11 protein-coding genes are annotated in these 14,223 nt (G+C 28.7%); 8 read left to right on the top strand and 3 right to left on the bottom strand.

Annotated features, from left to right (window positions below; genetic code table 11):
• Positions 1–77: 77 nt before the first annotated feature.
• The gene (locus CSPA_RS17505; RefSeq protein ID WP_015393683.1) at positions 78–2,096 is read left to right on the top strand and encodes a methyl-accepting chemotaxis protein; all 2,019 of its coding nucleotides are present in this window, start codon (positions 78–80) and stop codon (positions 2,094–2,096) included.
• Positions 2,097–2,636: 540 nt separating this feature from the next.
• On the opposite strand, the gene CSPA_RS17500 is transcribed toward CSPA_RS17505, so the two are convergent.
• A complete protein-coding gene (locus tag CSPA_RS17500; RefSeq protein WP_015393682.1) occupies positions 2,637–3,185 on the bottom strand; it encodes a DUF6512 family protein in 549 nt (182 codons plus the stop codon).
• A gap of 389 nt (positions 3,186–3,574) precedes the next feature.
• On the opposite strand from CSPA_RS17500, the gene CSPA_RS17495 reads away from it, so the two are divergent.
• The 4 genes from CSPA_RS17495 (at position 3,575) to CSPA_RS17480 (ending at position 8,830) form a co-directional block, all read left to right on the top strand.
• Positions 3,575–4,747, top strand: coding sequence for an NAD(P)-dependent malic enzyme (locus CSPA_RS17495; RefSeq protein ID WP_015393681.1), 1,173 nt, complete (start codon positions 3,575–3,577; stop codon positions 4,745–4,747).
• 22 nt (positions 4,748–4,769) lie between these two features.
• A complete protein-coding gene (locus CSPA_RS17490) occupies positions 4,770–5,741 on the top strand; it encodes a 2-keto-3-deoxygluconate permease (RefSeq protein WP_015393680.1) in 972 nt (323 codons plus the stop codon).
• A gap of 814 nt (positions 5,742–6,555) precedes the next feature.
• Positions 6,556–8,130, top strand: coding sequence for an ATP-binding protein (locus tag CSPA_RS17485; RefSeq protein WP_015393679.1), 1,575 nt, complete (start codon positions 6,556–6,558; stop codon positions 8,128–8,130).
• A 4-nt stretch (positions 8,131–8,134) separates the two neighbouring features.
• On the top strand, positions 8,135–8,830 hold the full coding sequence (locus CSPA_RS17480) for a response regulator (RefSeq protein ID WP_015393678.1): 696 nt from the start codon (positions 8,135–8,137) through the stop codon (positions 8,828–8,830).
• A 128-nt stretch (positions 8,831–8,958) separates the two neighbouring features.
• Here CSPA_RS17480 and CSPA_RS17475 read toward each other — a convergent pair whose 3' ends face one another.
• Positions 8,959–9,720 carry a 3'-5' exonuclease gene (locus tag CSPA_RS17475; RefSeq protein ID WP_015393677.1) on the bottom strand — a complete coding sequence of 254 codons (762 nt, stop codon included), beginning with the start codon at positions 9,718–9,720 and terminating at the stop codon, positions 8,959–8,961.
• Between the two features lie 492 nt (positions 9,721–10,212).
• Between CSPA_RS17475 and CSPA_RS17470 the strand changes: the two genes are divergently transcribed.
• From CSPA_RS17470 to CSPA_RS17460, 3 genes are all read left to right on the top strand, one after another.
• Complete coding sequence (locus CSPA_RS17470; RefSeq protein WP_015393676.1) at positions 10,213–10,671, top strand: hypothetical protein; 459 nt, start codon at positions 10,213–10,215, stop codon at positions 10,669–10,671.
• Positions 10,672–10,917: 246 nt separating this feature from the next.
• On the top strand, positions 10,918–11,592 hold the full coding sequence (locus CSPA_RS17465; RefSeq protein ID WP_015393675.1) for a hypothetical protein: 675 nt from the start codon (positions 10,918–10,920) through the stop codon (positions 11,590–11,592).
• 209 nt (positions 11,593–11,801) lie between these two features.
• On the top strand, positions 11,802–13,094 hold the full coding sequence (locus CSPA_RS17460) for a hemolysin family protein (RefSeq protein ID WP_015393674.1): 1,293 nt from the start codon (positions 11,802–11,804) through the stop codon (positions 13,092–13,094).
• A 57-nt stretch (positions 13,095–13,151) separates the two neighbouring features.
• Here the strand turns inward: CSPA_RS17460 and CSPA_RS17455 are convergent, their stop codons facing one another.
• Positions 13,152–14,030, bottom strand: coding sequence for a DMT family transporter (locus tag CSPA_RS17455; protein ID WP_015393673.1), 879 nt, complete (start codon positions 14,028–14,030; stop codon positions 13,152–13,154).
• Positions 14,031–14,223: the final 193 nt, after the last annotated feature.

The following is a 14,223-nucleotide window of genomic DNA, read 5'->3' as shown; positions in this document are numbered from 1 at the left end:
TGATAAAATCGATATGACAATTACTTTATTTTATTTTCGCATGTCATAAAAAATTGCATAATGGGGGGAAGCTTAAAATGTGGAAAAAGTTATCTTTTAAAATGAAATTATTGGTAAGTGTTTTACCTATAGTAATAATTGGAATGTTAGTCTTAAGCATAACTGCAATTTACCAATTTAGACAAACTATAAGAACAGAAGTTATTAATGATAAGGCAGTAGAAACAAAAACTATGTCTGAAAATGTTAATGGTTGGCTTGAAGGAAAGCTTCTTGAAGTAAGAAATTCAACCAATATGCCTACAGCAAAGGCCATTGAAACTGATATTGCATCAGTAGATAAATTTAATTCTGATAGAATTAAAGCCTTTGAAAAAGAATATCCTGGAGAGTATGATAACGCGGCAGCAACATTATTCAATAATGATGGGAAATCGAGAGCTCAGTATGCAAATGGAAATTTTGTTAACGGAGATGTGGCAGAAAAACCTTGGTATAAAACTCTTATGAGTGGGGCATCTTTTGTTATTTCAAATCCTGTTATATCAAAGGGAACTGGTAAAGCACTAGTAGTTATTGGAGCCCCTATTAAAAATGAACAAAATAAATCAATTGGTACAATGATATCTGGAGTAAATTTAGCCTATATTCAAGATAAGATTAAAGCTTTTAAATTTGGAGAAAAAGGATATAGTTTATTAATTGGTCAAGATGGTACATTCATTGTTAATCCTGATGAATCTTTGGTTATGAAAGCTAAAATAGCTGATGCTGAAGATTCTAATGTAAAAGAACTAGGAAATAAGATGCTTCAAACTGACACAGGAACATTTACTTTTAATCAAGGTACCGAGAAATATATTGCTTTTTATAATAAAGTACCTTTATCAGGATGGAGTTTAGCAAGTGTAGTTTCAGAGGACGAATTATTAGCAGCTTCTAATAAACTTATGACAACACTTCTTTTAATAACTGTTGTTATTGTAATTTTAATTGCAGGAATCATAATATTAGTTGCTAAAAGAATTACAGCGCCATTAAGAAGATTATCAGAGTTTTCAGAAGAAATTGCAGCTGGTAATCTTACAGTGCAATTAGAGTTAAAATCAAATGATGAAATTGGAAAGGTTGGACGAAGTTTAAACAATACAACAAGTAAATTAAAGGAAATGATAGGTGCAATAAGTGATTCGGCTAATGAAGTAAGTAACTTATCAAGCAACTTGATTGTAGCAACAGAGGAGTCTTTAAGAGGAACTGATGAAGTGTCAAAGAGTATGCAGGAAATAGCTTCTGGTGCTGTTGCACAAGCAGAAAGTGCTGGTAAAGCTTCTACAGCAACAGAAGAACTTGTTGATAAGATAAGTGAAGTTACAGCAAAGTATGGTCATATGACGGAAATGGTGGAAGATTCTAAAAAAGTAAGTAGCTCTGGGGCGAAAGGAGTTAAGGAAGCAATTGAAAGTATTCAAATTATAGCTTCAACTAATAAAGCTAATGTTGAAGAAGCTAGAGAATTATTAGAAAAATCTAAAGAGATTGGACAAATAGTGTTTGTAATTAAGGATATAGCAGAGCAAACAAATCTATTAGCTTTAAATGCTGCTATTGAAGCTGCAAGAGCTGGTGAACAAGGGAAAGGCTTTGCAGTTGTTGCTGAAGAAGTCAGAACTTTAGCAGAAGAATCAAGTGAAGCTTCGAATAGAATAGCTGCTTTAATAAATGGAATTCAAACCCAAATTCAAAATATTGCAGAACAAATGGATAGTGGTACAAGTAATGTAGTGCATGGAGTTGAGGTTGCAACTTTAGTTGGTGAAAATTTTGGGCAAATTGAAAACACCTTTAATAAAATTAGTTCTATTGTTGAAGAAGTGTCTCAAGCTACAAAAGAAATGTCAAATAAAGCTAATACAACAAGTGATGTAATAAATAATGTGGCAGCAGTAACAGAAGAAAATTCAGCAGCAACAGAAGAAGTAACAGCTGCAAATGAAGAACAGACAGCTTATATACATCAAATTGGAGAAACAGCAAATAGATTAGATCGACTTGTTGAAACTTTAAAAGATACAGTAAACAAATTTAAAATATAGAGATATCCAAAGCGAGAATTAGACTTATGCGAAAATTACCGAAATCAAATGCATTTATCTTCCACAGGACTAGTGAAATTTTCGCTGGAAGGTTCTAAATGGCGGCTTGTAGTTATTTCAGCGTGTTCCAGATGTAAAATCCCCAAGGAGAAAGTTCATGTTTCCAAATATAAAAGCTCCAGGGAGAAAGTTCGTGTTTCCAAATATAAAATTTGGACACTTACTTTTTGGACATTCACTTTTGGACAAGCTTAAATGAAACAAGCCATAGAGGAAACTCGACTTACGTTCGTTCGCTGAGTAAGCGATTCACACCAAATCACAGATTTGGGTTCTCTGCTTAACAACCTTCAACAGCTCAATTTCACATGCCTGCTTCCAGAAAAATGTATCTGATTTCTAGTGTAGTGTTACGATTATAATTTCTCAAAGATGCATGTATATTCCATTTATAAGTTTGATTATTAATTGGGATATCTATAATTAGAAAGTATAAATAAGACAACCTATATCTTATGAAAAGATAAGATATAGGTTGTCTTATTTTTGAATTCCATATTGTTTAGTCACCGGGTCCATAAATATAGGGAATTTAGGTGGAGAAAAAGTGAATTTTGTAAAAGTAATAAATATTATAAAGCTTAAAATTAAAGATATAATAAATACTAATGTATTCGTATTTCCATAGGTATAAATATGAAAAGCTAAGCATTGTGCAATTAAGATGCCTAGAAAAAGTGAAAATATATCGAGAAATAAAGAGTGGATGCCTAAAGCTCCAGTGTAAGTATAGTAAAAGCATACTACGATTAAAGCACTCATAATTACTGATACTAAACAACTTGTGAACCAGTTATATATATTTATTTTGCTTTCAAATAGTAAGTAACCCAAGATAAACCAAGCAAAGGTTGGATATACAGATAATTTTAAATGTTCCCAAATGCTTTCATTAACAGGTGCAAAAATTCCTATTAAAGTTGATTTGCCACTTAAATCATATGCAAAGTGCATAAAGGAGCCTAATAAAAAAATAAAAGGAATTCCTAGAAGAAACCAAATAAAAGGCTTAAAAATAGTATTATTCAATTAAGTAACCTCCATGTATAAATATAATGCAGATGGTAAAAATTCTGAAAATAAAATGTTAGTGAAAGAATAGTACTAGTGAAAATCTTATATTATAAATATATTTAAAGGAGAAAAATTATATGTCAAACCTGATATAATTTTTACTTAGTACTATTTAAAAAATAAAATAATTAAATTTAAATTATTTATCAGTTATGGTGAAAAGTATCATAAACAAAGGGTTGATAAGATTGTTAAAATATACACAAAGTATTCTTAATTAACAAAATACCTTTTAAAGTTGCTTAATATTTTAAATTTTCAGACAAAATGATATTATCTAGTTACACCAAACACAACAACAAAATATTAAATGTAAATGTTTAAATATAGAGGAGATGTTTTAAATGAATTATTTTGAAGAAAGTTTAAAATTACATGAAGAGAAGCAAGGAAAAATTTCGGTTACATCAAAAGTTAAAGTTGAAACTAGGGATGATTTAAGCTTAGCATATACACCAGGAGTTGCAGAACCTTGTAGAAAAATTCATGAGGATCAAGAAAACGTATACAAATATACTTCAAAAGGAAATCTAGTTGCTGTAGTTACAGATGGATCAGCTGTACTAGGTCTTGGAGATATAGGGCCTATGGCTGGAATGCCCGTAATGGAAGGAAAGGCAATACTTTTTAAAGAATTTGCAGATGTAGATGCTTTCCCAATATTAGTTGATACAAAAGATGTAGATGAAATAGTTAATGTAGTTAAATTAATAGCTCCAACCTTTGGAGGAATTAATTTAGAAGATATTGGAGCACCTAGATGCTTTGAAGTTGAAGAAAAGTTAAAAAAAGTTCTTGATATACCTGTATTCCACGATGATCAGCACGGGACAGCAATAGTAGTACTTGCTGGAGTAATAAATGCTCTTAAAGTAGTTGATAAGAAACTTGAAGACATAAAAGTAGTAGTAAATGGGGCTGGAGCTGCAGGAACTTCAATAGCAAAACTTTTATTATCCTCTGGAGTTAAAAATCTAATTGCTTGCGATAAAGTTGGTATTTTATATGAAGGAATAGAAAATGTAGATGATGCTAAAAAAGAATTAGCTAAAATAACTAATCCTGAAAATGTAAAGGGAAACTTAGCTGATGCATTAGTAGGAGCAGATGTATTTATAGGAGTTTCAGCACCAGGAATAGTAAGTCAGGATATGGTTAGAGCTATGAATAAAGATGCTATATTATTCGCAATGGCTAATCCAACTCCAGAAATAATGCCAGATGATGCAAAAGCAGCAGGTGCAAGAGTAATAGGAACAGGAAGATCAGATTTTCCAAATCAAATAAATAATGTATTGGCCTTCCCAGGAATATTTAGAGGTGCTCTTGATGTTAGAGCAAAAGAAATAAACGAAGAAATGAAAATAGCAGCAGCATATGCCATTGCTAATTATATTAAGGACGAAGACTTAAATGAAAATAACGTAATTCCAAGTGCATTAGATAAAAATGTAGCTGCAAAAGTTGCAGAAGCAATAGCTAAGGCTGCTAAAGAAAGCGGAGTAGCAAGAATATAGTTAAATTATAGGAGGTATAATTATGCAAATTCCAATTAAGAAAACCCTTGATAAAATCCCAGGTGGTATGATGGTAGTTCCATTATTTCTAGGAGTATTGGTTAATACATTTTGTCCACAAGTATTAAAAATAGGTGGTTTCACAACAGCATTATTTAGTTCAACGGCATCATCAACAATTTTAGCTTGTTTCATGTTTTTAATCGGTTCACAAATTAACTTTAAATTAGCACCAAAAGCTATAAAGAAAGGTGCAATATTAATCTCAGGAAAATTTATAGTTGGAGCTGGTATTGGTATAATAATTGGTAAAGTTTTTGGACCAGCAGGAGTATTAGGTTTATCACCATTAGCAATACTTGCAGCGCTAACAAATTGTAATGGGGGCTTATATGCTTCTCTAGCTTCACAATATGGTGATGAAACAGATGTAGGTGCTTATGCATTATTATCTTTAAAAGACGGCCCATTCTTCACATTAGTTGCATTAGGTGCATCAGGCCTTGCTCAAGTTCCTTTTATGGCACTTGTAGCAGTAATGGTACCAATAGTAATAGGTATGATTTTAGGAAATTTGGATCCAGATATGAGAAAATTCCTTGGAAGCAGTAAGATGTTATTAATCCCATTCTTTTCATTCCCATTAGGTGCAGGGATGAATCTTTCAACTATAATAACAGCCGGTGGTCCTGGTATCTTATTAGGAATAATAGCAGCATTTACAGGAATAGGAGCATATGTATTACTTAAGATCTTTAAAGAAGAACCTATTATTGGTTTAGCAACTGGATCAACTGCAGGAAATGCGGTTGCAACACCAGCAGCAGTTGCAGCAGCAGATCCAACATTAGCAGTTGTAGCTACAGTTGCTACTGCTCAAGTTGCAGCAGCTTGTGTAGTATCGGCTATAGTATGCCCATTCATTGTATCGTATGCTTTTAAAATAATTAATAAGAAGAAAGCTGAAAAATTAAATACTGAAATGGCAGCTTAGCTTAAAGCATAACAATAGTGTAGAAATATAGATATCCAACGCGAGAATTAAACTTATGCAATAATTACCGAAATATGATACATTTATCTTCTGCAAGACTAGTGAAATCTTCGCTGGAATGTTCTAAATGTGGGCTAGTCATCATTTCAGCGTGTTCCAGATGTAGAATCTTGACAAGCTGTAAATGAAACAAGCCCCCATTAAGAACCTTCATCAGCTCAATTTCACATGCCTGCTCCAGAAAAAATGTATCATATTTCTAGTGAAATGTTGTAATTATAATTTCTCAATTAATCAAACTTATTATATTTATAAGTTTGACTATTATTAATATTATTATAATAAAATATACACCTTATTATGGCTTAGGATACTTATTCTAAGCCATAAAGTTTGTATTATTTTAGATTTGAAAATAATTAATTTATATATGTTGAAAAAAGAATTGTTAAAGATTTCTAAAAGAAAACAATAATCTATGAGCATTGAGTACTTAACATTGATAATTGTAATATTTATGTTGCAATAGTAATTCCGCATTACTAATTCCGCATTACTAATTCAAGAAATCCTGTAAGGAAAAGTGAGAATCAAAAAGTGAGAATCGAAATTTCCCATTGGGCGTTTCATATTTCGTTCTTCGAACTTTCTCTGTGAGCTTCAACCATAACTATAAATTGCAATATATATTTTTTTTAGCATCAGATAATAGTTTTTATTGTATAAAATCTTATACTTATAGTATTATAAAACTAGAAAACTACTGATTGATATATTCAAATTTAAACGGATTAAGGTATAATTGGGTGGTTAAATGAAATTAAAAGGAAAAATAATATCATTTGTAATAATTATTCTTGTAATTTCTATTGGAAGCATTACAATACTTTCATTTAATGAAATGAAAAATTTGTTAAGGGATCAAATAGATAGAAATATGCTGAATATTGCTGATTCTTTTGCATCAACTTATGAAGTAAAGGAATATTTAAAGGGAAATATAAATATTTCTAGAGATATGTTAGATGACGAAATAGAAAAGGCTCGTATTAAAACTAATGTGCAATTTATAGTTGTAATGGATATGGAGGGAATAAGATATTCGCATCCAGATAAAAGCAAGATTGGTGAAAAATTTTCTGGAGGGGATGAAGAAAGAGTTTTAAAAACTGGAGAATCATATATTTCAACAGCAAGTGGAACTTTAGGACCATCAGTAAGAGCTTTTACTCCTATTTTTGATGAAAATAATAAACAAATAGGGGCTGTAGCAGTAGGAATTTTATACAATCAATTTGATAATGAAGTATATACAAAAATGTATAAATTTATTCCTATTATAGTTATGGGACTATTTTTAGGAATCACAGGAGCAGTTGCTCTTTCTTACAACATAAAGAAGGCTATATTTGGATTAGAACCAGAAGAAATAGCCTTGAATTTAAAGCAAAAAGAAATAGTTATAGAAAATATAAAAGAAGGTTTAGTAGCTGTTGATCGTAAAGGACATATAACTTTATTTAATGAAGAAGCAAGTAAAATTTTGGGATTAGATAAAAATGATATAGGTAATCATATATCAAAATATACATATGAAAGTATTGTGGATATGGTGTTACAAAGTGGAGAACCACAAAATAACATTGAAGTTAAGGTACGTCCAGGCTTAAATATAATATGTAAGTATAGTCCTATACGGGGAATTAAAAATGAAATTTTAGGGTTGGTTATAACCTTTGAAGATTTAACTGAAGTTCGTAAAATGGCGGAAGAACTCACAGGCATTAAAAAAATGGCATGGGCTTTAAGGGCGCAAAATCATGAATTTATGAATAAATTACATACAATTTCAGGACTAGTTCAATTAGAAGAATATGATGAAGTAATTAAATATATTAATGTAATATCAACAAGCAAAAAGAGTATAACAAATATAATTTCTGATAAAATAAAAGATGTATCTCTTGCTGCATTAATATTATCAAAGTATAGTAAATGCGAAGAAGCAAGAATTAATTTAATAATAGATGAAAGTTCAAGACTGGATAAATTACCAGAATATATGACTTCAGATGAATTGGTGTCTATTATTGGTAATTTAATTGAAAATTCGATAGAGGCTGTTAAGAATGATGGAACTGGTGAAATATATACAAAAGTACGTCAAGAAGATAGTGTTCTTGAAATTATTATAAAAGATAATGGTATAGGTATACCAGAAGATATTAGAGATTCCATTTACCAAATAGGCGTTTCTAGCAAAAAGGGTAGCCGAGGTTTTGGTCTGTTTATAGTTAAAAGAATTATTAACGAAGCAATGGGAACTATAAATTTTACAGTTAATAATGGTACTGAGTGGAAAATAACTATACCAATGCAAAGGAGCTAAATATATGATTAAGACAATGATTGTTGAAGACGATCCAATGGTTAGGGATATAAATTCAAAATTTTTAAATAAAGTAAAAGGATTTACATTAAAGAAAGCAGCAGCAAATCTTACTGAAGCCAAAGAATTTATACTACAAAATGAAATTGATTTAATTCTTTTAGATGTTTATCTTCCTAATGAAAACGGTATAGATTTTTTGAAGTGGTTAAGATCTAATGAAATAGCTTCAGATGTAATACTCATTACTGCTGATAAGAGTGTTGAAAGAGTTAGAGAAGCATTTAGATATGGTGGAGTTGATTATTTAATAAAGCCTTTCACCTTTGAAAGGTTTAACGAATCACTTAGTGCCTTTAGAGAAAAACTTAATAGTTATAAAAGCAATGAAACCCTTGAACAAATAGAACTAGATAAGTTAATTTTAAATAGTAAATCAAGTGAAATAATCGAAGATGAATTAGAAAATAATTTAGAAAAAGGGTTAAATAAATATACATATAATTCAATAATAAATGAACTGAATTCTACAGAAGCCGAATATGTTACAACTGAAGAAGTATCTGAAAAGCTTCGTATAGCTAAAGTTACAGTTAGAAAATATCTTGATTATATGAGTAAACAAGAAAAATTAGAGAAGATTATAGAATATGGTAGAGTTGGTAGGCCGTTATATAAATATAAAATTAAAAATTTATAATATAGATATCAAAGCGCAGAATTATAATCGTAACACTAAACTAGAAATTATATACATATTAGTCCGCTGGAGTAAATATGTATATAATTTTGTTAAGTTTTGCACAGTCTAATTCTTGCTTTAGATATCTATGTTTCAATGATAAATTGTTTTGTTTTCCCCATTTTGTATGCAAGTTTGATGATAGATATTTCATCTTCTGTAAGATCTCTATTATATATTTTTTTAAATTGATTTAATAAAGCCTCTGTATTAATTTTTTCCTTTGGTTTAGATATCCTCCTTTTAGATGGGGAGGTAGAATAGGTTGAAGGACTTAATCCAGTATCATAAATTGACTTAAAGACTTCAGTAGTGTAATAAGCATCATTAAATGCATCGTGAAAATCGCCATAAATAGGTATATCTAAAAGTTCAATTGAACTTTTTAACCCAATCTTAGATTTTTTTGGAGCATTTAGATGTATTGATGCATATTTTTGAATATCAATATATTTTGAAAATTTTGAGCAAGATAAATTGTGAAATTTTACATTTCTAATTAACTCTTTTATATCATTAACTCCCCATACACAGAATATAAATTCTTCATTTCCAATAAAGTTAAGAAAATCATCATAGACATCGATAAAAGATTTACATAAAGCTACTTTCTCATCAGTGATTTTTGTTAAACTTACAATATATGGATGAATGGATTCGTATAAAGTTGGTTTAATTAAGGAATTGAATGTTGATATAGTTGTTAATGATTCATTAAGCTTTAAAGCTCCAATTTGTATTATTTCAAAGGGCATATTAGCATTGTTAGACTTTGTCTCAATATCATTTTCGCTTATAGAAGTATTATTTTTTTGATTAAATTCTAAATCATATATTATATAATTCACTTTATCACCTGCTTATTATTCTGAGAATATAATTATTTTTAGTTATAGATATCCAAATTAATACTCAAACTTATAAATGGAATATGTATGCATTATCAAGAAATTATAATCGTAACACCACACTAGAAATCCGATACATTTTTCTGGAAGCAGGCATGTGAAATTGAGCTGATGATGGTTATTAGTGGAAGGTTGTTTCATTTTCTGCTTGTCATAAATTTACCTTAGGAACATGCAGAAATGGGTGCAACCTTCCACTTAGAACCTTCCAGCGAAAATTTCACTAGTCCTGTGGAAGATAAATGTATCTGATTTTGGTAATTGTTGCATAAGTCTAATTCTCGCTTTGGACATCTATATGTTTACTTATTTATATTATACCAAAAAGCTGCATCAATAATTATGACCATTGTTTTTGTTTTGAAAAAACGTAGCCTTTAAGATGCTCATTTCATATTATTTAAATATAACTAATTTAATAAGGAAGATTCTATGTTAAAAACAGTGGTAGAACCAGTAAAAATATTATTAAGAAAAAAAATAAATAAATTTGGAGTTAAAAATAGTGTAGTAAAAAAGTCTGAGTATACTGAGAAAGCGAGAGAAGTATGGGAATTGATTGATAAAGATTTTGGTATTTCTACGACCATAGAGAATGTCTTGAAATTAAAAATAGATAAGTTTGAACAAGTATTAATAAAAAAGTTTCCAGAATTAAATTCTCAGGAGATTGAGAAGATAAAGAATAGTATAATTGTAGATAGTAATTTGGGTAAAACTATAGAATTAGGTAAAATTAATGCACTAAAACAATTGCAAGAAATTACAATTAAATTAAAAGAAGAAAACAAAAAGTTAAAGGTAGAATTAAATAAAATTAAAGAAGTATTACCTTTAGGGAAAGATATTAAATTAAAGTCTAGTAATGAAGGATCTGATGAAAAAAAATAAAAGTGTATGTAAATAAGAAAAGGGAAGGAGTGAAATCCAAGCCCTTTTCCATCGAAATAATAATTTTCTATTAAAAATGGAAATTTTTAAAGGAATATATAATTATGTGTAGAACAATAAACTAAGAGAATAATATTATATTTTTATTGTGTAAGGGTGGAATGTAGTAAGAGTAATTTATGATTAAGGTAAGGTTGTACTAAGGAAAAAAATATTAATAAATACGGACAATTAGGAGGAATTTTAGTGAATAGAGGAATTGTTTTATTTGCAACTGACGATGAAAATATCATTAGAGATGTTGAAGAAAAAATATCATTATCTAGAACTGAATGCAACATAATTAAGGATACAAGCAAAATATTTATTGAACACTTATTTCGAATCATTGAAAAAGGAAATAGTGGGGATAATAATCTTGATTGCGAATTTGAAAAAGGTTTTTTTAAGACTTACTATGATAACATAAGTGCGGAAGTGGTTGAATTAAACGTTAATGATTTTTTAGTAGCACTTTTTTCAGCGATTACAACTTATAATAAAAATATTGAAATTGAAAAAGAAATTACATTACCTGACAATCATAAATTTAAAATAAATAAGGCACTAGTTGAATCATTCTTAAAGCACATATTTTTGTTTTGTATAAATTCTAATGACAATTACGTAATAAAAATTAATAGTGGCATAAATTATGTTGTAAATAAAGAAATTGTTAATTTTATAGTTAATATAGCTGATAAAACAAATGAAAAATCAAGTTTAAATAGTAGCATTAGTAAATTAACATCAGATAGTTTAGAATTTATTAATGTTTTTATGAATCAATTACTTGAATCTTACAATGGGAAATTTAGAATTAATAAAATTGATGCGAAGCTAACAATTGAAATGCATTTAATTAAGACTGTAGAAAAATAGTTAGTACCATAGGTATATATGTATACTTAAAAAATATATTAAATATATAGGTTGAAATAGTCTGAGTTATTATATTTATCAGACTATTTTTCCTAAATAACGGAATTATTTATATACAATCAATTTTATATGGTATAATAGTTATTGTTGATTAAAATAGTATCAAATATTTTAGGTGATATAACAACAGGAGGGAAACTAATTATAATATGATTACTTTAATAAATGTTATCATTGTAATTTTTTTGGTATTTATGAATGGGTTTTTCGTAGCTACAGAATTTGCAATGGTAAAGGTTAGAAAGTCTAGAGTTGAGACATTAGCTTTAGATGGTAACAAAAATGCAAAATACACTTTAAAAATTGTAAAAGATTTAAATTCATATTTATCAGCATGTCAGCTAGGAATAACTTTAGCATCATTAGGCTTAGGGTGGGTTGGAGAACCAGCATTTGCGGATATGTTGAGACCATTGATTAACTTATTTAATTTGCCTGAAATTACATTACATTCAATAGCAGTTGTTTTAGGCTTTTCAATTATTACTGCACTTCATATTGTACTTGGGGAGTTAGTACCTAAATCATTAGCTATTATAAGTGCTGAGAAGATTGCGTTATATACAGCATTACCACTTATAGGATTTTATAAAATTACTTATCCAATAATGTGGAGTTTTAATCATAGTACTAATTTAGTGCTTAAAATATTTGGAATATCGCAAGTTGACGAACATGAAGCTGCTCATACAGATGAAGAAATAAAACTTCTTGTTGAAGATAGTTATAAACATGGATTGATTGATCAAACAGAATTAACCTTTGTTGATAATATATTTGACTTTTCAGAAAAAACTGTAAGAGAAATTATGATACCTCGTACTGATATGGCATGTGTTTTTATTGAAGATTCTTTTGAAGAAATAATAAAGTATGTTTTGGAAGAACAATTAACAAGGTATCCTATTTGCAAAGATAGTAAAGACAATGTTATTGGGTTTATACATATTAAAGATTTGTTCAAATTGAAAATTGAAGGAAATGAAAATATAGAAGGAATTATTCGAGAAATAAAATTTGTACCAGAATCATTATCAATAAGTGAATTATTTACAGCATTTAAAGAAGAAAAAGCGCAAATGGCAATAATTATTGATGAATTTGGTGGAACCTCAGGACTCGTAACTACCGAAGATATTTTGGAAGAAATTGTTGGTGAAATTCAAGATGAATTCGATGACGATGGAGAAGAGGATATTATTCAAACAGAAAATGGTAGTTATGTGGTTGATGGAAAAGTAATTTTAAGTGATATAAATGAATTATTGGAAACAGATATTCAAGATGAAAATATAGATACAATTGGAGGGTGGATATATTTTCAATTAGGATCTTATCCAAAAGTTAAGCAAAAATTCACATATGAGAATTATGAATTTATTATTTTAAAGTGTGATAGAAAAAGAATTAGTAAAATCTTGATTAAAAAGATAACAGAATAATTTAAAATACCCTTTACTTTGATTTATAAAAGTAAAGGGTATTTTTTTATAAATATATCAATTGGTACTTACATGTTTATCTTTTGCCAATATAATTGTTGAAATTAATATAAGAGAACTACCTATTAATAAGGTGAAGGTGAGCTTTTCATCAAGAAATAATGCTCCTAAAAGGATACTAACTACAGGTTCAAAAGTCCCTAGTATAGATGAAGAGGAAACTCCTATTAGCTTTATTGCTTTTAAAAGTAAAATAATTGATAGTATTGTTGATATTATAGAAATACCTAAGTAGCAGCTAATAGCCTTAAAATTAAAGTTAATAATTATAGTATTTGTAAACATTCCATAAATAATCATTCCTATTGTTGAACCAATACAAACATACATTGTTATAATACTATTGCTTAAGTTTTTAATGGATTTTAGATTAAGAACTATCATTGTAAGTCCATATGATATTCCAGAAAATAAAGCTAAAGAAATACCTAAAATATTAAGGCTGTTATTCTTAAAAGCAACTAATGAATATATACCTATTGCTGCTAGAAGCAAAGATATAATTTTTTTATTGCTCATTTTGTTTTTAAATAATATAAAGCCTAGCACACAAACTACAACAGGATATATAAAATGTAGAGTAGTTGCAAGACCAGCGCCTAAATAACTATAAGAGATAAATAGAGTTTGAGTTGTTATAGTATAGCCAATAATGCCAATTGATATCAACAAAAGAACTTGTTTATTACCCAATTTAATTTTAATATTCTTAAATTTTAAATATAAAAATAAAATTAATGATGAAATTAGAAATCTAAAAATCAAAACAGTTGTTGGATTAGAGCCATTAGCATAAGCTATCCTTGCTAAAATTGGCATTATTCCAAATGCTGTTGATGATAAAAGTGCATAAATTATTCCTTTATAATTGTTCAAAAAATTGTCCCCCTTTGGACGCAAATATTTAGTTGTACGATTTTTGGGCACATAAAATTAAAAAGCCAATTAGAGACGGCTTTTTAATAATACATTTGTAATTAGAACCCACTACATTATAGCATAGAGAAATATAAAAACTAGTAAAAGATAGAAAATTTAAAATCATAATAATGCTCTGAAAATTACTTCT

Origin of the sequence: Clostridium saccharoperbutylacetonicum N1-4(HMT), assembly GCF_000340885.1 — a bacterium.
Lineage (GTDB): Bacteria > Bacillota > Clostridia > Clostridiales > Clostridiaceae > Clostridium > Clostridium saccharoperbutylacetonicum.
This window is presented reverse-complemented; position numbering and strand designations above follow the sequence as displayed.